Raw genomic sequence first — 17229 nt, forward strand, 5'->3', positions numbered from 1 at the left:
GGATCAGGAAGGCGGATACGTTGGAACGACGTCAGGAGAGCTGGACCTTGAAGTCCGCGCCGGCGCCGGATCCGGTGACGACCAGGCGGCCGGTGCGGCTCTTGCGGCCGCTGCTGTCGTCGGCCAGGTAGTTCCAGGTCACCCAGGGGCGGCCGTCGCGAGCGAGGTACACGTCCATGGCGCCCGGTCCCCGCTTGTTGCCGGGCAGCCCGTACTTGCGCATGTCGTCGGGCAGATGCACGGCCGGGCCCGAGTAGGAGAACCAGGCGCGGTTGGGCCCCGGCATCGGCGTGCACAGGCCGTCGTCGATCTTCGCGCCGCAGTAGGCGATGCCGGTCGAGTAGTAGTTCTCCGCCCAGGCGTTGCCGGAGTAGAACAGGTACCACGACCCGTCGTGGTAGAAGGCGCTCGGGTTCTCGATGACGGTCACCCCGCCGGTGTCGCGCCACTTGGCCCAGACCAGGCTGTCGCTGCGCAGGATCACCACCGGGTCGCCGTTGCGGTCCACGGTGCCGTCGGTGTTGAAGGTCAGCATCATGACCGACAGCGCCGATTCCAGGCCCTCGGCCCGCTGCCCGTCGCGCCAGGTCATCCAGATCGCGCCGGCGGGGCCGGCGGTGACGTCGGCGTCCAGCGCCCAGCGGTCGCCTTTGTCCGGGCAGACGATCGGGGTGGGCTCCGGGGTGAACGGGCCGCCCGGGTTCCGCGACCGGGCGACGCCGACGCACTTGCGGCCGTTGTCGTCGCGGTGAGTCGCCGTATAGAACAGGTAGTACCGGCCCACACCGTCCTTGACGTGGTACCAGGCGCCGGGCGTCCAGATGCCGGAGCCGTCCTCCACCCACGCCCCGCCGCCGTCCGGCATGGCGTCGCCGGCGATCACCGGCGACGTGCCGACCACGTCGCCCGAGCCGGAGATCGCGTAGGGGACCTTGCGGCCGTGGGCGCTGGCGCCATAGGTGATGTACTGATCGGACCCGTCATGCAGGGCGATCGTGTCCGCCCCGGGGAACGGGAAGTCCTGCGACTCGTCCGCCGCGTCCTGCACGGTCGCGGTCTCGGCGGCCGCGCTCGCGCCGGCTCCGCCCACCGCGGCGGCCAGGGCGATCGCGAGCGCCGTCACGACGGCACGCCGGCTGATCCTCATGGCCCGATCTGAACATCTCGATATCCAAATCGGATACATTTCGTCTACAGGCGCGGGGCCGGGCTATGCGCGGCGGACCGGGTACCGCAGGATCGTCTTGAGCCGCTCCGGCTTGGTCCGGCGCGGATCGGACAGGTAGATCTCGTGGTGCTCGCCGTCGATCGCGTACCCCTGCTCGGTGATGAAGGCGTGCAGGACGTCGAGCGTCTCCGGCTCGGTCGCGTACGGGCCGACGTGCAGCGCCTGCGCGCTCAGTCCCTCGGTGAACCGCTCCCGCCGCACGCCCTCAGCCAACGGCACGTCGAGCTCGGCGGCCTCGGCGGGCAGGCCGATCATCATCGTCCAGTTCCAGCGCGACCGGTCGCCGCCGGCCGCGAAGTCCGCGAGGTCGTCGGACCACCAGCGGCCCTCCAGCGGCGCCACCTTGCGGTCGACGCCGGCCCGCTTCAGGGCGAAGCGCAGCGCGTACGCGGGCTTGTAGAGCGCGGCGACCGCCTCGGCGTAGCCCGGTCCGTCCGGGTCGCCGCGGCCGTCGACCATCAGGAACTCCTGCTCGGCGAGGTCGACCAACTCGGGTCTCACGGGCGTACCTCCAGAATCACGCGGGTCAGCAGGTCGGCGGGCTCGGCCTCGCCGGGCCCCACCAGATAGGCCTCGCGCGCCGGGCCAACGGGGGTCAGTCCCCGCTCGTGGATCCAGGCGAACAAGGTGTGGTACGCCAAGGGCAGCTCAGCGTACGGTCCATGATGGACGGTGGTGACGACGTCGGCGGCCGGCAGGTCCACCGTCTCCAGGGTGGTGATCGCGTCCGTCTCGGCGGCGGCCGCGACCGCCATGCCGTCGGCCGCGTTATCCGGGAAGTCCAGCGGATACAGGCCCCACAACGGCGGCGTCCAGAGCCGCCCGGCGAGCGTCGCGAGCAACCGCCCGACGCATTCGCCGTACGCCGCCCCGATGCGCCCTGGATCGGCGGTCGCCCGGACGACGGCGAACCGCCTCGCCGGCTCCGTTGTGCGTACCACCTCGTGATCGGGGTGACCGGACGCGAGCCGATCGAGCAACGCGAGCCGGGCCCGATCGCGGTCGATGCGCTCGGCGAGCCGGTCGCGTTCGGCGGTCAGCAGCCGCCCGCGGTCCGGTTCGGGCGTGGCCAGGACCGCCGTGATGACCGCGAGCGGCAGGTCGATCTCGCGCAGCAGCGCGACGGTGAGCGCGTCGCGGGCCTGAGCCGGAACGTAGTAGCGGTAGCCGGTGGCCGGGTCGACGCGGGCGGGCCGCAGCAGCCCCGCCTCGTCGTAGTGGCGCAACTGCTTCACGCTCAGCCGGCAGAGCCGGGCGAACCGGCCGATGGTCATCTCGTCCTGCACGGTTCCCATGCTGGACCCTCCCCTCGTGGGAGAGTCCAGGTCACGAGACGCCGTTAAGGATTTTCACTAGATCGTTACGGGGTGACAAGACATTACAGAGACGGTTATGGTGATCGACATCCTGGGAGGCATCCACAAAGGAGGTACCACCATGCGCAGGATCGCAGGTGTCGCGGCCGCCGCCGCGCTGGCCGCCGCCGGACTGGTCGGCCCGGCCGCCTCGGCGCAGGCCGCCGACTCGTGCACGCTCGAACTCTCCAAGTACATCTACAACGGCGCCAACATGGTCATGTGGTCGCAGGGCCTGTCCGGTTGCGCGGGCGACGTGTACTGGGAGGTCCAGTCGCAGTGCAACGGCCAGTGGATCGTCTGGTCGAGCGACACGACGTACTACGACAACCAGACGGCGACCTACTACGGCGACGTCGACTACCCCAACTACATGCGCGTGTACGCCAAGTACGGCACGCAGGAGAAGTACACCCAGCCGGCGCAGAACAACAACGGCGGCGGTGACTGTCTCTAGCTGCTTCTGCTAGTCCCGGCTCCGCCGGGCGAACTGGCTTCAGCTAGCCGATCCGGGCGCGGACGCACCCCGCGCCCGGATCCTCAGCAACTCGTCGATCGCCGCGCCGATCACCGGGTCGACCTCGAATCGCGCCCGCAGCCAGCCGAGCGTGACCTCGGCCGCCTCGAAGGTGCGCCCGTAGCCTGGGACCATTCCGGCCAGCGGCAGCTCCGCCGGCGCGTACGCCCGCTCCACCCGGCGGCTCGGATCGAAGACGTCGCGCTGGTACGCCCGCGGATCGGTGAGCCGGGCCAGCGCGATCACCCGGTCGACGGCGTACGACTGCACGAACCGGGCCGCGGTCAGCGTCTCACCGCGCAACTCCCGATGCAGCCCGACGTAGAGGTTGGTCAGCGCCTCGTTCAGGTGGAACTCCACGGTGCCGTTCTCCGGAGTCGGCTGGGCGCCCAGCTCGGCCAGGTTCGCGGGCGCGTCGGAGCGGGCCCAGATCACCCGTGCACCGGTGAACGGCAGCTGCTGTAGTTCCGTGCTGGTGAAGATGGCGTACTCGCAGAAGACGCCGTCGGCGTACAGCGCCTTGCGCCCGTTGCGATCGTTGACGAAGCTGTACGCCACCGGCGCGGGCGCGGCCAGCCAGCCGATGTCGTCGAGATACCGCTGTTTGGCGGCGAGGTCGTCCACGACGACGAAGAAGTCCAGATCGGAGTGTTCGTCGAAGCGGTCCTGCTCCACCCCGGCCGAGCCGAGTCCGAGCACCCCGATCACGTCACCCCGGGTCGCCAGGTGAGCCGCGAGATCGTCCAAGCGTCGCAACATCGACGCCCCCTTTCGTGGGAGTCGACGTTTCAGCCCGCACGGTCCTTGATGCCCGCCGGGGTCGCGACGCACGCATTGTAAGGTGGGTTCGCCGATGCTGACCAGCCCGACCGTGCCCGGAGCCGAGGCCGCCTCCGACGAGGGACCTCGGCGGAATCTGGGCGCGCTGCTGCGGCGGCTGCACCTGGCCGGTCCGATGTCCCGAGCCGAGCTGGCCGAGGAGATGAACCTCAACCGCAGCACCATCATGGCCCTGACGACCCGGCTGAGCGCCGCCGGTCTCGTGCACGAACGGCAGCCCGGCGGGCTCGGCCGCTCCGGCCGCCCCTCGCTGGTCGTCACGCCCGCCGCCGATCGCGCGTACGTGCTGGCCTTCGACGTCGCGGTGGACCGCCTGACCGCCGCCCGGGTGTCGCTCGGCGGGCAGGTACAGGACCGGCGGATCGCCGCCCGGTCGCGTTCCGGGCCCGACCTGGACGCCGTGGTGGGCGTACTCGCCGAGTTCGGGCGAGACCTGCACCGCTCGGCCCGGCCTGGCGCGGTCTGCGTCGGAGTCGGCGGGTCCTACTGCGGGATGATCCGGCCCGGCGACGGCACCGTCCGATACGGGCCCTACCTGGGCTGGGTGGACCAGGCCTTCGGCACCGAACTGCGCGACCAGCTCGGGCTGGGGCTGCCGGTCCGGGTCGGCAACGAGGCGCATCTCGGGGCGTGGGCCGAATATCTGCGGGGCGCCGGCGTCGGCGTACGCAACCTCATCTATCTGCACGGCGACGTGGGTGTGGGCGGCGGCATCATCGTCGGCGGCGAGGCGCTCGACGGGGAGAGCGGCTACGGCAGCGAACTCGGCCACATGGTGGTCAACCCGCACGACGGCCGGCCGTGCTCCTGCGGCGCCCGCGGCTGCCTGGAAGCGGAGGTGGGGGAGCGGGCGCTGCTCGACGAGGCCGGCCTGCCCGCCGACGTCATCGGCCACGAAGCCGTCCGCGACGTAGTCGAGCAGGCGCTCCGGGGCGACCCCGCGTCGCGGCGGGCGGTCGACCACGTCGGCGACTGGCTCGGCATCGGCGTCGCGAACCTGATCAACCTGTTCAACCCGGGCATGCTCGTCTTCGGCGGGATCATGCGCGACGTCTACCTGGGCGCCCGCGAACGGGTGGACCAGCGCATCGCCGCCCACGTCCTGCCGGTCTCCCGGCACCGCGTACGCCTGGAGGTGGCCGCGCTCGGCGACGACACCACCTTGGCCGGGGCGGCCGAACTCGGGTTCGCGGATCTGCTGGCCAACCCGCTCGGAGTCATGGCGTCGCTGGGCGCTTAACGGACCCAGAACTCGTACGGGTGGCGCCCGGGGCGGAAGCCCTGCGCCTCGACCATCGCGGCCGCCTCGGCGAACTCGAAGGCCAGCCCGGTCGGCTGATGGGCGTCGCTGCCGAAGCCGACCGCCTGACCGCCCTCGTCGTACCACCACCGGACGATGTCGGGATTCCGCGGCCCACGGGTGTTGACCTCCAGCACCCGGCCGCTGTCGGCCAGCGTACGCAGGGCGTGCCGGAACTCGTCCTCGAAGGCGTACGGGTCGAAGGGCTCGGCGTCGGCCGGCCAGTAGCGGACGGCGTAATCGATGTGGGCCAGTACGCCGAACTCAGCCGCCGTCGTGATCATCGTCGGCAGCTCGGCCAGATAGTCCCGTAGGACCTCGCCGGGCGGGCGGTGCCGGAAGTGAAAGGGCGGCTCGGAAGCCTTGTCAGCCCAGGGAATCGTGTGCAGTGAGCCGAGGATCCGCTCGAACTCGCCGACGGCCAGCAGCCGCGCCACCTGGTCCCGGTGCCGGTGCGGTTCGCCCAGCTCGACGCCGCTGATGATCCGAAGGTCGGGGAACCGGTGCCGGCAGCGGTCGAGGCTTTCGAGGTAGCCCAGCGCGTCGAAGCGGGGTGGCACGACCCGGTCGTCGGCGTCGAGGAGCTTCTTGAGGTGGGGGAACGGATCCAGCTCGGCGGGCTCGACCGTCCACTTCGTATGGTCGACGTGCTCCGTGAACGCGATCGCCGGCAGACCGAGCGCCACCGCCTGCGCGCAGGTCTCCTCCATCGCGCCGTGGGGCGCGTCCCACGACCATTCGCTGTGCACGTGCCCGTCGGTCGGCAGCATTGCGCCATTCTGCCTCGCCGTCCGGGTTCGCGCGTCCGTGGTCGTGTCGCCGTGGGGGTTGTCCGCCGGGTGTATACGCTGGGTGTATAGTCCTCGGCATGACGGTGCCTCTGACCCTCCTCGGCCTGCTCGAACGCGAGCCGAGCCACGGATACGAGTTGAAGCGGGACTACGACGCGTACTTCGGGCGCGGACGGCCGCTGCCGTTCGGCCAGGTGTACGCCACCCTCAGCCGGCTGGCCCGGGACGGCAAGGTCGTCATCAGCGACGTCGGCAAGGGCGACGGCCCGGACCGCAAGCGCTACATCATCACCGACGTCGGCGCCACCGAGGTCGACGCCTGGCTGACCGAGCCCGTCGAGCCCGAGCCGCACCTGCAGACCATCCTCTTCTCGAAGGTGGTGCTGGCGCTCATGCTCGGCCGGCCCGCCGAGGAGTACCTCGACACCCAGCGGCGCGCCCACATGCAGCGGATGCGCGAGCTCACCGAGATCCGGCGCAGCGGCGGCATGGTGGACGCCCTGCTCGCCGACCACGGCCTGTTCCACCTCGAAGCCGACCTGCGCTGGATCGACCTGACCGCCGCCCGCCTCGACACGCTCGCGAAGGAGATCCACCGATGACCGCCCTGATCGCGGCCAGCGACGTCACGCTGTCCTTCGGCGAGACCCCGGCCCTGCGCGGCGCGTCCTTCCGGGCCGAAGCCGGCGAGATCGTCGCCATCATGGGACCGAGCGGATCCGGCAAGAGCACCCTGCTGCACTGCCTGGCCGGCATCCTCGTGCCCCACTCCGGCGAGGTGACCTTCGCCGGGGACCGGGTCGACCAGATGTCCGAGACCCGCCGCAGCGCGCTGCGGCGCGACCGGTTCGGCTTCGTCTTCCAGTTCGGCCAGCTGGTGCCCGAGTTGACCGCCCAGGAGAACGTCGCGCTGCCGCTGCTGCTGGGGGGCGTACGCCGGGCCGAGGCGATGAGCCGTGCCCGCGTCTGGTTCGAGCGACTCGATCTGTCCGGAATGGAGGGTCGCCGATCGGGTGAGCTGTCGGGCGGGCAGGCACAGCGGGTCGCACTGGCCCGCGCCTTGGTCGCCGAGCCCGAGGTGTTGTTCGCCGACGAACCGACCGGCGCCCTGGACTCGCTGACCGGCGAGCAGGTCATGGATCTGCTCGTCGGCTCGGCCAAGGAGCAGGGCACCACCGTCGTCCTGGTCACCCATGAGCCCCGCGTCGCGGCGTACGCCGACCGCGAGGTCATCGTCCGGGACGGCCGCGTCGCGATGACCGAAGGCGTCGCGTCGTGATCCGGCTCGGTCTGCGCTTCGCCGTCGCCGGCGGCCGGGAGGCCGTGGTCCGGCTGATCACGATCGCCGCCGCGGTGGCGCTCGGAGTGGGCCTGGTGCTGGCCACGCTCGCCGCGATGAACGCCGTCCATTCGCTCAACCACCGGTACGCGTGGATGAACACCGGGCTGGCCCCGGCCGCCGCGACCGACGCCGTCCACGCCGACGCGTTGTGGTGGGCGCCGCGCGAAGACTTCTACGACGCGTACCCGATCGCCCGGGTCGACGTCGCGGCGACCGGCCCCGATTCGCCCATCCCGCCGGGGCTGACCCGGCTGCCCGCCGCCGGGGAGTACTTCGTCTCCCCGGAGATGCACGACCTGCTCGCGACGGCGCCGGCCGAGCAACTCGACGTGCGGTTCCCCGGCCATGAGGTCGGCCTGATCGGCGACGCGGCGCTGCCGTCGCCCACCTCGCTGGTGATCATCATCGGACACGATCCGGCCGAGGCCGCCAAGCTGCCCAATGCCCAGCAGGTCACCAGCATCTTCGGCACCTCGCCGGAGGACTGCACCAGCTGCATCGTCGGCTACCGGTCGGCCGGATTCGACCTGATTCTCGGCGTGGTCGCCGGAGCGCTGCTGTTCCCCGTGCTCATCTTCATCGGCACCGCGACCCGGCTCACCGCCGCGCGCCGGGAACAGCGGTACGCGGCCATGCGGCTGATCGGCGCGACCAGCGGCCAGATCTCGAAGATGGCGGTCGTCGAAGCCGCGGTCGCCGCCGCCATCGGCACGGTCGTCGGCTTCGGCGTCTTCTTCCTCCTGCGAAAACCGTTGGCGGCGATCCCCTTCACCGGAGCGCCGTTCTACCCGGACGACATGTCGCTGACGGTCGCCAACGTGCTGTGGGTGGCGGCGGGCGTACCGGTGGCGGCGCTCGCGGTGGCGTGGCTGTCACTGCGCCGCGTACGCGTGTCCCCGCTCGGCGTGACCCGGCGGGTCACTCCGAAGCCGCCGCGGGCGTACCGGTTGATTCCGTTGGTAGCCGGCCTGGCCTGGCTCTCCTACCTGGACGGCCACCGGCCGGACACGAGCCTCAAGCAGGTCGCGGTGTTCCTGCCCGGCTTCCTCGTGGTCATGTCCGGACTCGTGCTCGCCGGACCCTGGTTCACCATGGTCGGCTCGCGGCTGCTGGCCCGGCGCGCGCAGCGACCTGCCACCCTGATCGCCGCCCGGCGGCTGTCGGACAACCCGCAGGGCGGCTTCCGCGCCGTCAGCGGACTGGTGCTGGCGTTGTTCGTGACGAGCGTCGCCGTGGCGACCATCGGCACGATCATCGCCGACCGCGACTTGACCGAGTACCGCTTCGAAGCCGGCTACGTGCGGCAGACGTTCTGGCCGGAACCCGGGCCCACCGGTACGCCGCCTGTCACCGATCAGCTCAAGGCGGTCCCCGGGGTGTCCGACGTGTTCTTCCTGCGATCCAACCCAGGCTTCGGTCCGGATCAGCCCGGCAGATATGGCGACGAGCCCTACGTGATCGCCTGCGCCGACCTGGCCCGGCATCCCGAGCTGGGCAGCTGCCCGGCCGGAGCCGAAGCGGCGGCGGTGGCCGACTTCGGAGTTCCGAAGGGCATGCCGGCCCCGCCCTGGCCTGCGGCGGCGATCACGGCCGCGGACCTGGAGCAGCTGCCGATCGCCGCGATCCAGGTCCGCAACGACGGGTCCATGGCGGCGGTCGAACAGAGCCGGACGCTCCTCGAGAGCACCTTTCCGAGCGCGCATCGGCCGATCGCCGATCGCGACTACACCAAGGACACGACGAACATGTTCACCGGCTGGGTGCAGCTGGCCAACGTGATCATCCTGGCCAGCCTGCCGATCGCCGGGTGCAGCCTGGCCGCCAGCGTCGCCGGTGGCCTCAGCGACCGCAAGCGGCCCTTCAGCCTGCTGCGGCTGACCGGCGTCTCGCTGCGTACGCTGCGCCGTGTCGTGCTGCTGGAGAGCGTCCTGCCGATGATGGTGGTGGCCGTCGTCGCCATCGGTGTGGGGCTGCTGTCGGCCCAGCTGTTCCTCCGGGCACAGATGGGCTCCACGCTCGTGCCGCCGGGCTGGGACTACTACGCCATGGTCGGGGTCGGCCTGGTCCTGTCGCTGGCGGTCATCGGCGGCACCCTGCCGCTGCTGCGCCGGATGACCGGCCCCGAGGTCGCCCGCAACGAGTGACGCGCAGCTGACTGACCACGAGCAAGCCACGGGCGGGTCCCGCGTGATTCGAACAATTGTTCCCGACACGCGGGACCAGCTCTTGACGGTGTCGTACTTGTGTTCGATAGTCGTCGGGTGGACACGGAACGGGAATCGACCCCCTGGTCCGACGGCACCCGACGGGTGCGCCGCTGGATCGGCCGGGGCAAGCTGTCTGACGAGAAGATGACGATCACGCTGGGCGTCCTGCCCGACGGCCGCTGGTTCGTCGGCTCCGCCCAGGCGAGCTGGACGATGTGGCAGCCGTTCGACCGGGAGCAGGACGCGGTCGCCGTGGCCGAGCGTCTCGCGGCCGGCATGCGCGAAGCGCCGCTGTACCGCGAAGCCCCGGTGCACCGCGAGCCGGCGGTGTATCGCTCGGCGGCGGCCGTCCCCGATGTGGTCGGAGTCGCAGCCTAACCTGGACCGGGTGAACGGTCGGGGGTTCCGAGGAAGCAGACCGAGGCTGAGGCGGCCCGGATCGCCAGTGGCGAAGCGAAGCTGAAGATCGCCGTCGGCTAGACCGGGACCGGGCGGAAGCTCTCGCCGTCCAGCACCGGAACCACGGTGCTACTGTCTACTTCGGACGCAATGTCGACGTCCTCCGGATAGCCGTAGCCGGCCAGCTCGATCCCGCTGGCACAGGCGTACAACGCGTCTCGCAGGTGGGGGGAGACATGGCGGTACGCCGCCACCGCCAACTCGGCCTCGGGCGACAGACCGCCGAGCCCCTCGTCGAGCAGACCCTGAAGGAACGCGCCCGCGCCCCACAGATCCTCGATCGCCGGGCGCAGCGAGTCGTCGATCTTCCACCTCTCGCCGGCCGGGACGACCGCGACGGCTGCGCCGCTGGGCAGCGTACGGGCGGTCCACGCGGCGGCGGCGCGAGCGTTGCGCAGCGATACGCCGATGACGGTGGCGCCGGTCTCGGCCAGCCGCCGTGCGACGGTGGAGCCGTTGGGCGACGGCAGGACCAGCCGGGTGACACCGTGCGCCGCGCGGATCGTCGACGGCGACAGGCTGACCGGCTGCGCCGGGCCGACCTCGGACCGGCCGACGGCCAGCGTCGCGTTCTGCTCGGCGGCGAACGCGGCGGCCCGCTCGTCGCGCCAGCGGTAGGGAAATACCTCGATGCCCCGGTCGGCCGCGACGGTGAGCGTGGTGGAGAAGGAGAGCACATCGACCACGGCCACCACGGCGGTGCCGGGACCGACCTCGTCCGCGCCGATCGGACCCCAGTCGCAGCGCACCGCGTACGGGGTCTGCGCGTATGGACTGATCACCGCGGAAGCCTACGGCACCAACCGCTCACCCCGGATCGCGCAGCCACTTCCCGGCCGCCTCGTTCTCCATGGAAACGGCCCCTCGTTCGCCCGGTGCCGACGCCGCCTCGTCTTCCCACGGAAGAAGCGGCACAATGGGCGGCGAGTACGCCGGTCGCCTCGGGGAGGGGAGGGAACGGTGAGTGAGCTGCGTGCCCGGCTGGATGTGCCGTCCGGGGTCGATGCCCCGCGCGGCGCTCGCAAGACCGTCCGGCAGTTGCTCACGGCGTGGGGGTTCACCGACGGCGATTGGCTGGACATCGCCGATCTGGTCGTCTCGGAGCTGGTGGCCAACGCCGTGCGCCACGGTGGCGGGCTGCTGGAGATCGCCGTGCAGGCGCACGAGACGAAGGTGACCATCGGTGCCGCCGACAGCACGTCGGTGTCGCCCCGGCGGCGTACGCCCGACGACACGGGCGGCTATGGGCTGGCCCTGATCGAACAGCTCGCCGCGGCGTGGGGCGTCGACGCCTACGAGGGCGGCAAACTGGTGTGGGTCCGGCTGCGGTCGCATCCGGCGCCGCTGCGCCCCGTCACGTGAGGCGGACGCCGACCACGGCCACGTCGTCGTTGACCGCCTCGTTGTGCAGCATGTTCGCCGTCGCCGAGGCGCACAGGGTCTCGGCGTCGCTCCCGGCCAGCCCGGCCAGCAGCTTCTCGATCCCGTCGTCGATCGACTGACGGCGTCGCTCCACCAGCCCGTCGGTGTAGAGCAGCAGGCCTGTCCCAGGCGTCAACGCCAGCGTGGTGATCCGTCGAGCAGCGTCCGGCAGCGCCCCCAACGGCAGGTCGACCGGGGCGTCGAGCAGATGCCCCCGCGCACCGGGATCCAGGACCACCGGCATGAGGTGCCCGGCGACGGAGAACGTGACCGACGTCCGGTCCGGCTCGACGACGGCGTACGCCGCGGTCGCCATCGCGCCCGGCTCGAACAGCTGGATCTTGCGGTCGAGCCGGGTGAGCACATCGGCCGGATCGGTCGACTCCAACGCGTACGCCCGCAGCGCGCTGCGGATGCGGCCCATGACGACGGCTGACTGCAGACCGTTGCCGGCCACGTCGCCGATGACCAGCCCGACATGGCCGGAGGGCAGGGTGAACATGTCGTACCAGTCGCCGCCGACGCCGACCGCCGCGCCGGGGATGTAGCGCACGGCGATGTCGAGCCCGGGGATCTCCGGCGGCCGGGCGGGCAGCAGACTGCGTTGCAGGGCCAGGGTCGCGACGCGTTCGGTCTGCGACAGCCGAGTGTTGGCGGCCACGCCGGCCCGGTCGGCGACCAGCCGCAGCAGCTCGATGTCGTCCTCGGTGAACGGCCGGGCGTCCACCGTGCCGACCCGCAGTACGCCGACGACGCGGCCCGCGAGCAGCACGGGCACGCCGGCCATGGAGGTCACATGGTGGTCGATCAGCACGTGGCTGAAGACGTCCCGGCGAGCGACGTGCTCGATGATCAGCGACTCGCCGCTGGCCGCCACCCGCCCGGCGAAGCCGACGCCCATCGGCACCCGGATGTCGAGCTGCAACTCCTCCTCCAGACCGACGGTCGCGGCGGTGATCAGTTCCCGCCCGGTCGGGTCCAGCAGGAGGATGGTCGCGGTGTCGACGCCCAGCAGTGCCCTGGTCCGCACGACTAGCTCGGTGAGCAGCGCGTCCGCGGGCAGGTGCGACAGTTCGGCGTCGGTGACCGCCCTGATGCGGTCGAGCATCTCGGGATCGCGGCTTGCCGTCATCCGCGGCCCTGCCCGGTGAGCAGCGGCCAGACGCCGGTCAGCACCATCACCCGGCGGACGAGGTCGCCGGCGGCGACGATCCGGAAGGTCAGACCCGCCTCGTCGGCCGCCCGGCGGCCGGTGAGCAGCGTCGACATGCCGGAGGAGTCCAGGAACTCGACACCGGACAGGTCGACCTCGACGCCCTGGTCCGCGTCGCGTACGGCGTCGGCGAGGCTCCGCCCGAGCTCCTCCCGGGAGAGCAGGTCCACGTCACCGGTCACCGTGACGGCGACGACGCCGCCCTCCTGCGAGGTGGCGATCTCCATGGGCTCCCCCCGTTCCTCGGTCGTGGGATCATTGTCCCCGCCGCGAACGGTATCGCATCCCCCGGACGCCTGTTCTGCTCAGTTTCCCCGGCTTGAATCGACGCTGCGGATCACGGGTACGCCGGTGGAACCGGCGCGGATCGCCCGCGTACCCGTGATCCGCAGGACTTGGGTCAGGCGGTCGCGGACGCCGCCTGCTGGATCACCTTCGCCACGGCTTCGGGCTTGGTGATGAGCGCGAGGTGCCCCGCGCGTACCTCGGTGATCCGGGAACCAGCCCGCGTCGCCATGAACCGCTGGGCGGTCGGCGTGATGATCTGGTCCTGCGTCCCGAGCACGTACCAGGACGGGATCGTCTTCCACGCCGGTACGCCCGCCGGCGTGAACCCGGCGCTCAACGCCAGCGGGCGCTGGGCGGCGTACAGGGACAATGCCTGGGGACGGGGGACACCTGCCGCGAACGGGCCGAGGAAGGTGGCCTGCTTGAGGTAGAGGTCGACGTCACCGGCCGGCGCGCCCGGGTAGGGGACGAAGTCGAAGACGGTGGCGGGGTCGACGTTGAGCGCCGAGTCCTCGCCCGCGAGCGGGAAGATCTGCTCGCCCTCGTCCGGGGCGAAGGCGTCCTCGTAGACCAGTGCTTTGACGTTCGGATTGCCGGTGGCCGCCTGGGTGATGACCGCGCCGCCGTAGGAGTGGCCCACGAGGATGATCGGCCCGGTGAGGGTCGCGAGGAAGCTCGCGATCGTCTGCCCGTCGGTGGTCAGGTTGCGCAGCGGGTTCGGCGGGATGCGCACGGGATACCCGGCCCGGCGCAGCCGGTCGCCGACGGCGGTCCACGACGAGCCGTCGGCCCACGCGCCGTGCACCAGGACGATGGTCGGCTTCGGCTGGGTGTGCCGGTTGCCCGCGGCGGCCCCGGCCGCGGGGAGCAGGACGGTCAGGGTCGCGGCGAGCAGGGCCGCGACGATGAGCCGGAGCCGTCGGGCACCCGTGCGTTGTGGTTCGGACAAGAGGCACTCCTCGATCTGCGGGGCGGGGTGGTGTCGCAAGCCGAAACGTGCCGCGCCGAACAACCGTGTCGTGCAATTTGTCGGTGATGTCGGGAGAATAGATATCCGGACGGTGTTCGGCCGCGTTCACCCTTCAGACGTGGAGCATTCGCCCGCGCGGCATCGATTCACAACGCATCGATGCGTAACATTTCGTAAGGTGATCCGCCGACGAAGGAGTCCGATGACCGTCAAACGCCTCACTACAGTGCTGGCCGCCGTCGTGGCGTTGGGCGTCGCCGGCGGCGCCTACGCGCTCCAGCACGGCCCCGACAACGGCCCTGATCAAGGCGCCGGCCGCGGCCCCGATCCGGTGCCGGCGGCGGTGACCGCGGCCGCCGTGCCCCGGCCCGACCACGTCGTGCTGGTCATGTTCGAGAACAAGAAGTACTCGTCGATCAACGGCAGCTCCAGCGCGCCGTACTTCAATTCGCTGGCCGCGCAGGGCGCGAAGTTCACCAAGTCCTTCGCCATCACCCACCCCAGCCAGCCGAACTACATCGCGCTGTTCTCCGGATCGGCTCAGGGCGTCACCGACGACAGCTGCCCGCGTACGTTCACCGGCAAGGAGAACCTCGGGCACCAGCTGATCGCCGCCGGGCTGACCTTCACCGGCTACTCCGAGGCGATGCCGTCCGACGGCTACACCGGCTGCTCCAGCGGCACCTACCGGCGCAAGCACAACAGCTGGGTGGACTTCGACAACGTCCCGGCCGCGAGCAACCTGCGGTACTCGAAGTTCCCGACCGACTTCACGACCCTGCCGACGGTCAGCTTCGTCACCCCGGACATGTGCAACGACATGCACGACTGCTCCGTCGGCACGGGCGACACCTGGCTCAAAGCCAAGCTCGACGCGTACGCCCAATGGGCCAAGACCCACAACAGCCTGCTGATCGTCACGTTCGACGAGGACAGCGGCACGTCGGTGAACCAGATCTTCACCGCGTTCGTCGGCCAGCACGTCAAGGTCGGCAGCTATGCCGAGACGATCAACCACTACACGGTCCTGCGGACCATCGAGGACGCGTACGGGCTCACGCCGATCAACAACGCGGCGAGCGCCACGCCGATCACCGACATCTGGCAGTGACGTGTACCTGTCGACGGTAGATCGCCCGGCCGCGACGGGCGCGGGTCGCCGCTGGACGGCCATCGGGGCCAACGTCTTCGCGCTCGGCCTGGTCAGCCTGGTCACCGACGTGTCGGCCGAGATGGTCACCGCCGTCCTCCTCGCGGACCTGGTGCTCGGGCTCGGGCTGACGCCCTTGGCGTACGGGGCCGTCGACGGGCTCTATACCGGGGCGACCGCCGCGCTCCGGCTCGCCGGGGGCTGGCTCGCCGACCGTACGCGCCACCGCAAGACCGTCGCGGGCATCGGCTACGGCGTCTCCGCGATCGCCAAGCTCGGCCTGCTCGTGATGGGTACGCAGACCGCTGTCATCGGCGCGGTGATCGCCGCCGACCGGATGGGCAAGGGACTGCGTACCGCGCCCCGGGACGCGCTGATCACCCTGTCCGCCCCGCCGGGTCTGCTGGGCCGGGCGTTCGGCGTACACCGGACGCTGGACGCGGCGGGCGCCTTCCTCGGGCCGCTGGTCGCGCTGGGCGTGCTGACCGCCACCGGCTCCGCGGCGGTGACGGCCGCCTCGCGGGACGCGTTCGACGCCGTCTTCGTGTGCAGCTGCTGTGTCGCTGCCTTCGGCGTACTCCTGCTTGTGCTTTTCGTGAAGGAGCATCGCGATCCGCTGGCCGCGAGGCGGCCGCGCGCCCGTGACCTGGCCGCGCTGGCCGCTGATCCGCGAGCCCGGCGGCTGACCGCGGCCGGGTGTGTGCTGGGCCTGGCGACGATCGGCGACGGCTTCGTGTACCTGTTGTTGCAGCGGCGATCGGGCCTGGCGATCGGCTGGTTCCCGGTGCTCGCGGTCGGCACGAACCTGGCCTACCTGCTGCTCGCGGGCCTGGCCGGGGCGACGGCCGACCGGCTCGGGCGGCAGCGCGTGCTGCTCGGCGGATACGTTCTGCTCGCGGCGATCTATCTGGTGCTGGCCACCCCGTGGCAGGGCACGCCGATGATCGCGCTGGTCCTGCTGCTCAACGGCGCCTTCTACGCGAGCACCGACGGCGTGCTCATGGCGTTGGCGGGTCCGGTGCTGCCCGAGACGCTGCGGACCACCGGCCTCGCGATGATCCAGACCGGGCAGGCCGTCGCCTACCTCGGCTCGTCGGTCCTGTTCGGCCTCGTCTGGCAGACCTGGGACACGACCGCCGCCGTGCTGGTCGCGTTCACCCTCACGCTGCTCGCCGGGGTCGCGACCGCCGTCCTGGTGCGGCCACGTGCGATCTAAGCTCCTGCTCACCGCGGCGGCCTTCGTCCTGCTGGTCGCGGTGACGGCCGGCGTCATCCGGCACGCGCGCCACCCGGCCGTCTTCGGCTCCGCGCCACTCACTCTCCAGGCCGGCTTGTACGCCGTGAGCACCGCACCGGCGACGCAAGGCCATCTGATCTCCGGCGGTCGCGTGGCGACGCTGTCCTGCAGCCGCTTCTTCGCCGCCGCGGGCACGGGCATCTGCCTGCGCCCGGACGGCCCACTGGCGACGTACCAGGTCGTGCAGGTCGACGCCCAGTTGCGGGAGAAGGACAAGTTCCCGCTGGTCGGCGTACCCAACCGGGCCCGGGTCTCGCCCAGCGGCCGGCTGCTCGCCTGGACCGTCTTCGTCGCCGGCGACTCCTACAACAACGGGAAGTTCTCCACCCGGGCCGGCATCCTCGACACCGTCAGCGGTGACCTCGTCGGCACGCTCGAAGACTTCACGGTCACGCCGCCGGCGGCAGCCGACCGCAACTTCTGGGGCGTCACGTTCACCGCCGACGACGACCACTTCTACGCCACGATGTCGACGCGCAACCATCGCTACCTGGTGTACGGCTCTGTGTCGCGGCACGCCGTGGCCGTCGTGCGCGACGGCGTCGAGTGCCCGTCCCTGTCGCCCGACGGTACGCGCATCGCGTACAAGTCCGCCGTGGCCGGCGATCCCGCTCGGGGCTGGCGTTTGTCGGTGCTGACCCTGGCCACCGGTCGTGTCGTGCCGCTCGCCGAGACGCGCAGCGTCGACGACCAGGCGATCTGGCTCTCCGCCGACGCCGTGGGGTACGCCCTGCGCCGCCCGGGTGGCGCGGACGTCTGGTCCGTCCCCGCCGACGGAACCGGGACTCCCACGCTGCTCCTCCCCGACGCCGAATCCCCAGCCTTCCTCCCCACCTAACCCCACCCCCCA

19 protein-coding genes are annotated in these 17229 nt (G+C 71.2%); 10 read left to right on the forward strand and 9 right to left on the reverse strand.

Annotated features, from left to right (window positions below):
* Positions 1–31 precede the first annotated feature (31 nt).
* The 3 genes from AB0M47_RS12505 to AB0M47_RS12515 form a co-directional block, all read right to left on the reverse strand.
* Positions 32–1147, reverse strand: coding sequence for a family 43 glycosylhydrolase (locus AB0M47_RS12505; protein WP_363412192.1), 1116 nt, complete (start codon positions 1145–1147; stop codon positions 32–34).
* Between the two features lie 63 nt (positions 1148–1210).
* Positions 1211–1729, reverse strand: coding sequence for a GyrI-like domain-containing protein (locus tag AB0M47_RS12510; RefSeq protein ID WP_363412194.1), 519 nt, complete (start codon positions 1727–1729; stop codon positions 1211–1213).
* Positions 1726–2523 carry a GyrI-like domain-containing protein gene (locus tag AB0M47_RS12515; protein WP_363412195.1) on the reverse strand — a complete coding sequence of 266 codons (798 nt, stop codon included), beginning with the start codon at positions 2521–2523 and terminating at the stop codon, positions 1726–1728. The genes AB0M47_RS12510 and AB0M47_RS12515 overlap by 4 nt, the downstream gene beginning before the upstream one ends.
* Before the next feature lie 142 nt (positions 2524–2665).
* Here AB0M47_RS12515 and AB0M47_RS12520 point away from each other — a divergent pair, with 142 nt between their 5' ends.
* A complete protein-coding gene (locus AB0M47_RS12520; protein ID WP_363412197.1) occupies positions 2666–3040 on the forward strand; it encodes a hypothetical protein in 375 nt (124 codons plus the stop codon).
* A gap of 39 nt (positions 3041–3079) precedes the next feature.
* Here the strand turns inward: AB0M47_RS12520 and AB0M47_RS12525 are convergent, their stop codons facing one another.
* The gene (locus AB0M47_RS12525) at positions 3080–3859 is read right to left on the reverse strand and encodes a hypothetical protein (RefSeq protein WP_363412199.1); all 780 of its coding nucleotides are present in this window, start codon (positions 3857–3859) and stop codon (positions 3080–3082) included.
* Between the two features lie 94 nt (positions 3860–3953).
* Here AB0M47_RS12525 and AB0M47_RS12530 point away from each other — a divergent pair, with 94 nt between their 5' ends.
* Positions 3954–5180, forward strand: coding sequence for an ROK family transcriptional regulator (locus tag AB0M47_RS12530; protein ID WP_363412201.1), 1227 nt, complete (start codon positions 3954–3956; stop codon positions 5178–5180).
* On the opposite strand, the gene AB0M47_RS12535 is transcribed toward AB0M47_RS12530, so the two are convergent.
* Positions 5177–6010: a PHP domain-containing protein gene (locus tag AB0M47_RS12535; RefSeq protein ID WP_363412203.1), complete on the reverse strand. Its 834-nt coding sequence runs from the start codon at positions 6008–6010 to the stop codon at positions 5177–5179. The two genes, AB0M47_RS12530 and AB0M47_RS12535, sit on opposite strands and share 4 nt — an antisense overlap.
* A gap of 98 nt (positions 6011–6108) precedes the next feature.
* Here AB0M47_RS12535 and AB0M47_RS12540 point away from each other — a divergent pair, with 98 nt between their 5' ends.
* From AB0M47_RS12540 to AB0M47_RS12555, 4 genes are all read left to right on the forward strand, one after another.
* Positions 6109–6633: a PadR family transcriptional regulator gene (locus AB0M47_RS12540; RefSeq protein WP_363412205.1), complete on the forward strand. Its 525-nt coding sequence runs from the start codon at positions 6109–6111 to the stop codon at positions 6631–6633.
* A complete protein-coding gene (locus AB0M47_RS12545; protein ID WP_363412207.1) occupies positions 6630–7310 on the forward strand; it encodes an ABC transporter ATP-binding protein in 681 nt (226 codons plus the stop codon). The genes AB0M47_RS12540 and AB0M47_RS12545 overlap by 4 nt, the downstream gene beginning before the upstream one ends.
* A complete protein-coding gene (locus AB0M47_RS12550; protein WP_363412209.1) occupies positions 7307–9517 on the forward strand; it encodes an FtsX-like permease family protein in 2211 nt (736 codons plus the stop codon). The genes AB0M47_RS12545 and AB0M47_RS12550 overlap by 4 nt, the downstream gene beginning before the upstream one ends.
* A 117-nt stretch (positions 9518–9634) precedes the next feature.
* Complete coding sequence (locus AB0M47_RS12555; RefSeq protein ID WP_363412211.1) at positions 9635–9958, forward strand: hypothetical protein; 324 nt, start codon at positions 9635–9637, stop codon at positions 9956–9958.
* A 98-nt stretch (positions 9959–10056) separates the two neighbouring features.
* Here AB0M47_RS12555 and AB0M47_RS12560 read toward each other — a convergent pair whose 3' ends face one another.
* A complete protein-coding gene (locus AB0M47_RS12560; protein WP_363412213.1) occupies positions 10057–10821 on the reverse strand; it encodes a 2-phosphosulfolactate phosphatase in 765 nt (254 codons plus the stop codon).
* A gap of 178 nt (positions 10822–10999) precedes the next feature.
* Here AB0M47_RS12560 and AB0M47_RS12565 point away from each other — a divergent pair, with 178 nt between their 5' ends.
* Positions 11000–11401 (forward strand): ATP-binding protein, encoded by a 402-nt coding sequence (locus AB0M47_RS12565; protein ID WP_363412215.1) that lies wholly within the window; start codon positions 11000–11002, stop codon positions 11399–11401.
* On the opposite strand, the gene AB0M47_RS12570 is transcribed toward AB0M47_RS12565, so the two are convergent.
* The 3 genes from AB0M47_RS12570 to AB0M47_RS12580 all read right to left on the reverse strand — a co-directional run bounded on the left by AB0M47_RS12570 (position 11394) and on the right by AB0M47_RS12580 (position 13911).
* Positions 11394–12593 (reverse strand): GAF domain-containing SpoIIE family protein phosphatase, encoded by a 1200-nt coding sequence (locus tag AB0M47_RS12570; RefSeq protein ID WP_363412217.1) that lies wholly within the window; start codon positions 12591–12593, stop codon positions 11394–11396. The two genes, AB0M47_RS12565 and AB0M47_RS12570, sit on opposite strands and share 8 nt — an antisense overlap.
* A complete protein-coding gene (locus AB0M47_RS12575; RefSeq protein WP_363412219.1) occupies positions 12590–12901 on the reverse strand; it encodes an STAS domain-containing protein in 312 nt (103 codons plus the stop codon). The genes AB0M47_RS12570 and AB0M47_RS12575 overlap by 4 nt, the downstream gene beginning before the upstream one ends.
* Before the next feature lie 173 nt (positions 12902–13074).
* Positions 13075–13911, reverse strand: a complete 837-nt coding sequence (locus tag AB0M47_RS12580) for an alpha/beta hydrolase (RefSeq protein ID WP_363412221.1) — start codon at positions 13909–13911, stop codon at positions 13075–13077.
* Between the two features lie 223 nt (positions 13912–14134).
* Between AB0M47_RS12580 and AB0M47_RS12585 the strand changes: the two genes are divergently transcribed.
* The 3 genes from AB0M47_RS12585 to AB0M47_RS12595 are packed head-to-tail and all read left to right on the forward strand — an operon-like array spanning position 14135 to position 17217.
* Positions 14135–15043, forward strand: a complete 909-nt coding sequence (locus AB0M47_RS12585; protein ID WP_363412222.1) for an alkaline phosphatase family protein — start codon at positions 14135–14137, stop codon at positions 15041–15043.
* 1 nt (position 15044) lies between these two features.
* Positions 15045–16298, forward strand: coding sequence for an MFS transporter (locus AB0M47_RS12590; RefSeq protein ID WP_363412224.1), 1254 nt, complete (start codon positions 15045–15047; stop codon positions 16296–16298).
* Positions 16288–17217: a hypothetical protein gene (locus tag AB0M47_RS12595; RefSeq protein ID WP_363412226.1), complete on the forward strand. Its 930-nt coding sequence runs from the start codon at positions 16288–16290 to the stop codon at positions 17215–17217. The genes AB0M47_RS12590 and AB0M47_RS12595 overlap by 11 nt, the downstream gene beginning before the upstream one ends.
* Positions 17218–17229 lie beyond the last annotated feature (12 nt).

This window comes from Hamadaea sp. NPDC051192 (assembly GCF_040682475.1).
GTDB lineage: Bacteria > Actinomycetota > Actinomycetes > Mycobacteriales > Micromonosporaceae > Hamadaea > Hamadaea flava.

Coding starts and splice junctions, on each gene's coding strand:
- AB0M47_RS12540 (WP_363412205.1), top strand. CDS start 6,109: ATGACGGTGCCTCTGACCCTCCTCGGCCTGCTCGAACGCGAGCCGAGC.
- AB0M47_RS12505 (WP_363412192.1), bottom strand. CDS start 1,147: ATGAGGATCAGCCGGCGTGCCGTCGTGACGGCGCTCGCGATCGCCCTG.
- AB0M47_RS12515 (WP_363412195.1), bottom strand. CDS start 2,523: ATGGGAACCGTGCAGGACGAGATGACCATCGGCCGGTTCGCCCGGCTC.
- AB0M47_RS12545 (WP_363412207.1), top strand. CDS start 6,630: ATGACCGCCCTGATCGCGGCCAGCGACGTCACGCTGTCCTTCGGCGAG.
- AB0M47_RS12570 (WP_363412217.1), bottom strand. CDS start 12,593: ATGACGGCAAGCCGCGATCCCGAGATGCTCGACCGCATCAGGGCGGTC.
- AB0M47_RS12530 (WP_363412201.1), top strand. CDS start 3,954: ATGCTGACCAGCCCGACCGTGCCCGGAGCCGAGGCCGCCTCCGACGAG.
- AB0M47_RS12575 (WP_363412219.1), bottom strand. CDS start 12,901: ATGGAGATCGCCACCTCGCAGGAGGGCGGCGTCGTCGCCGTCACGGTG.
- AB0M47_RS12535 (WP_363412203.1), bottom strand. CDS start 6,010: ATGCTGCCGACCGACGGGCACGTGCACAGCGAATGGTCGTGGGACGCG.
- AB0M47_RS12525 (WP_363412199.1), bottom strand. CDS start 3,859: ATGTTGCGACGCTTGGACGATCTCGCGGCTCACCTGGCGACCCGGGGT.
- AB0M47_RS12585 (WP_363412222.1), top strand. CDS start 14,135: ATGACCGTCAAACGCCTCACTACAGTGCTGGCCGCCGTCGTGGCGTTG.
- AB0M47_RS12520 (WP_363412197.1), top strand. CDS start 2,666: ATGCGCAGGATCGCAGGTGTCGCGGCCGCCGCCGCGCTGGCCGCCGCC.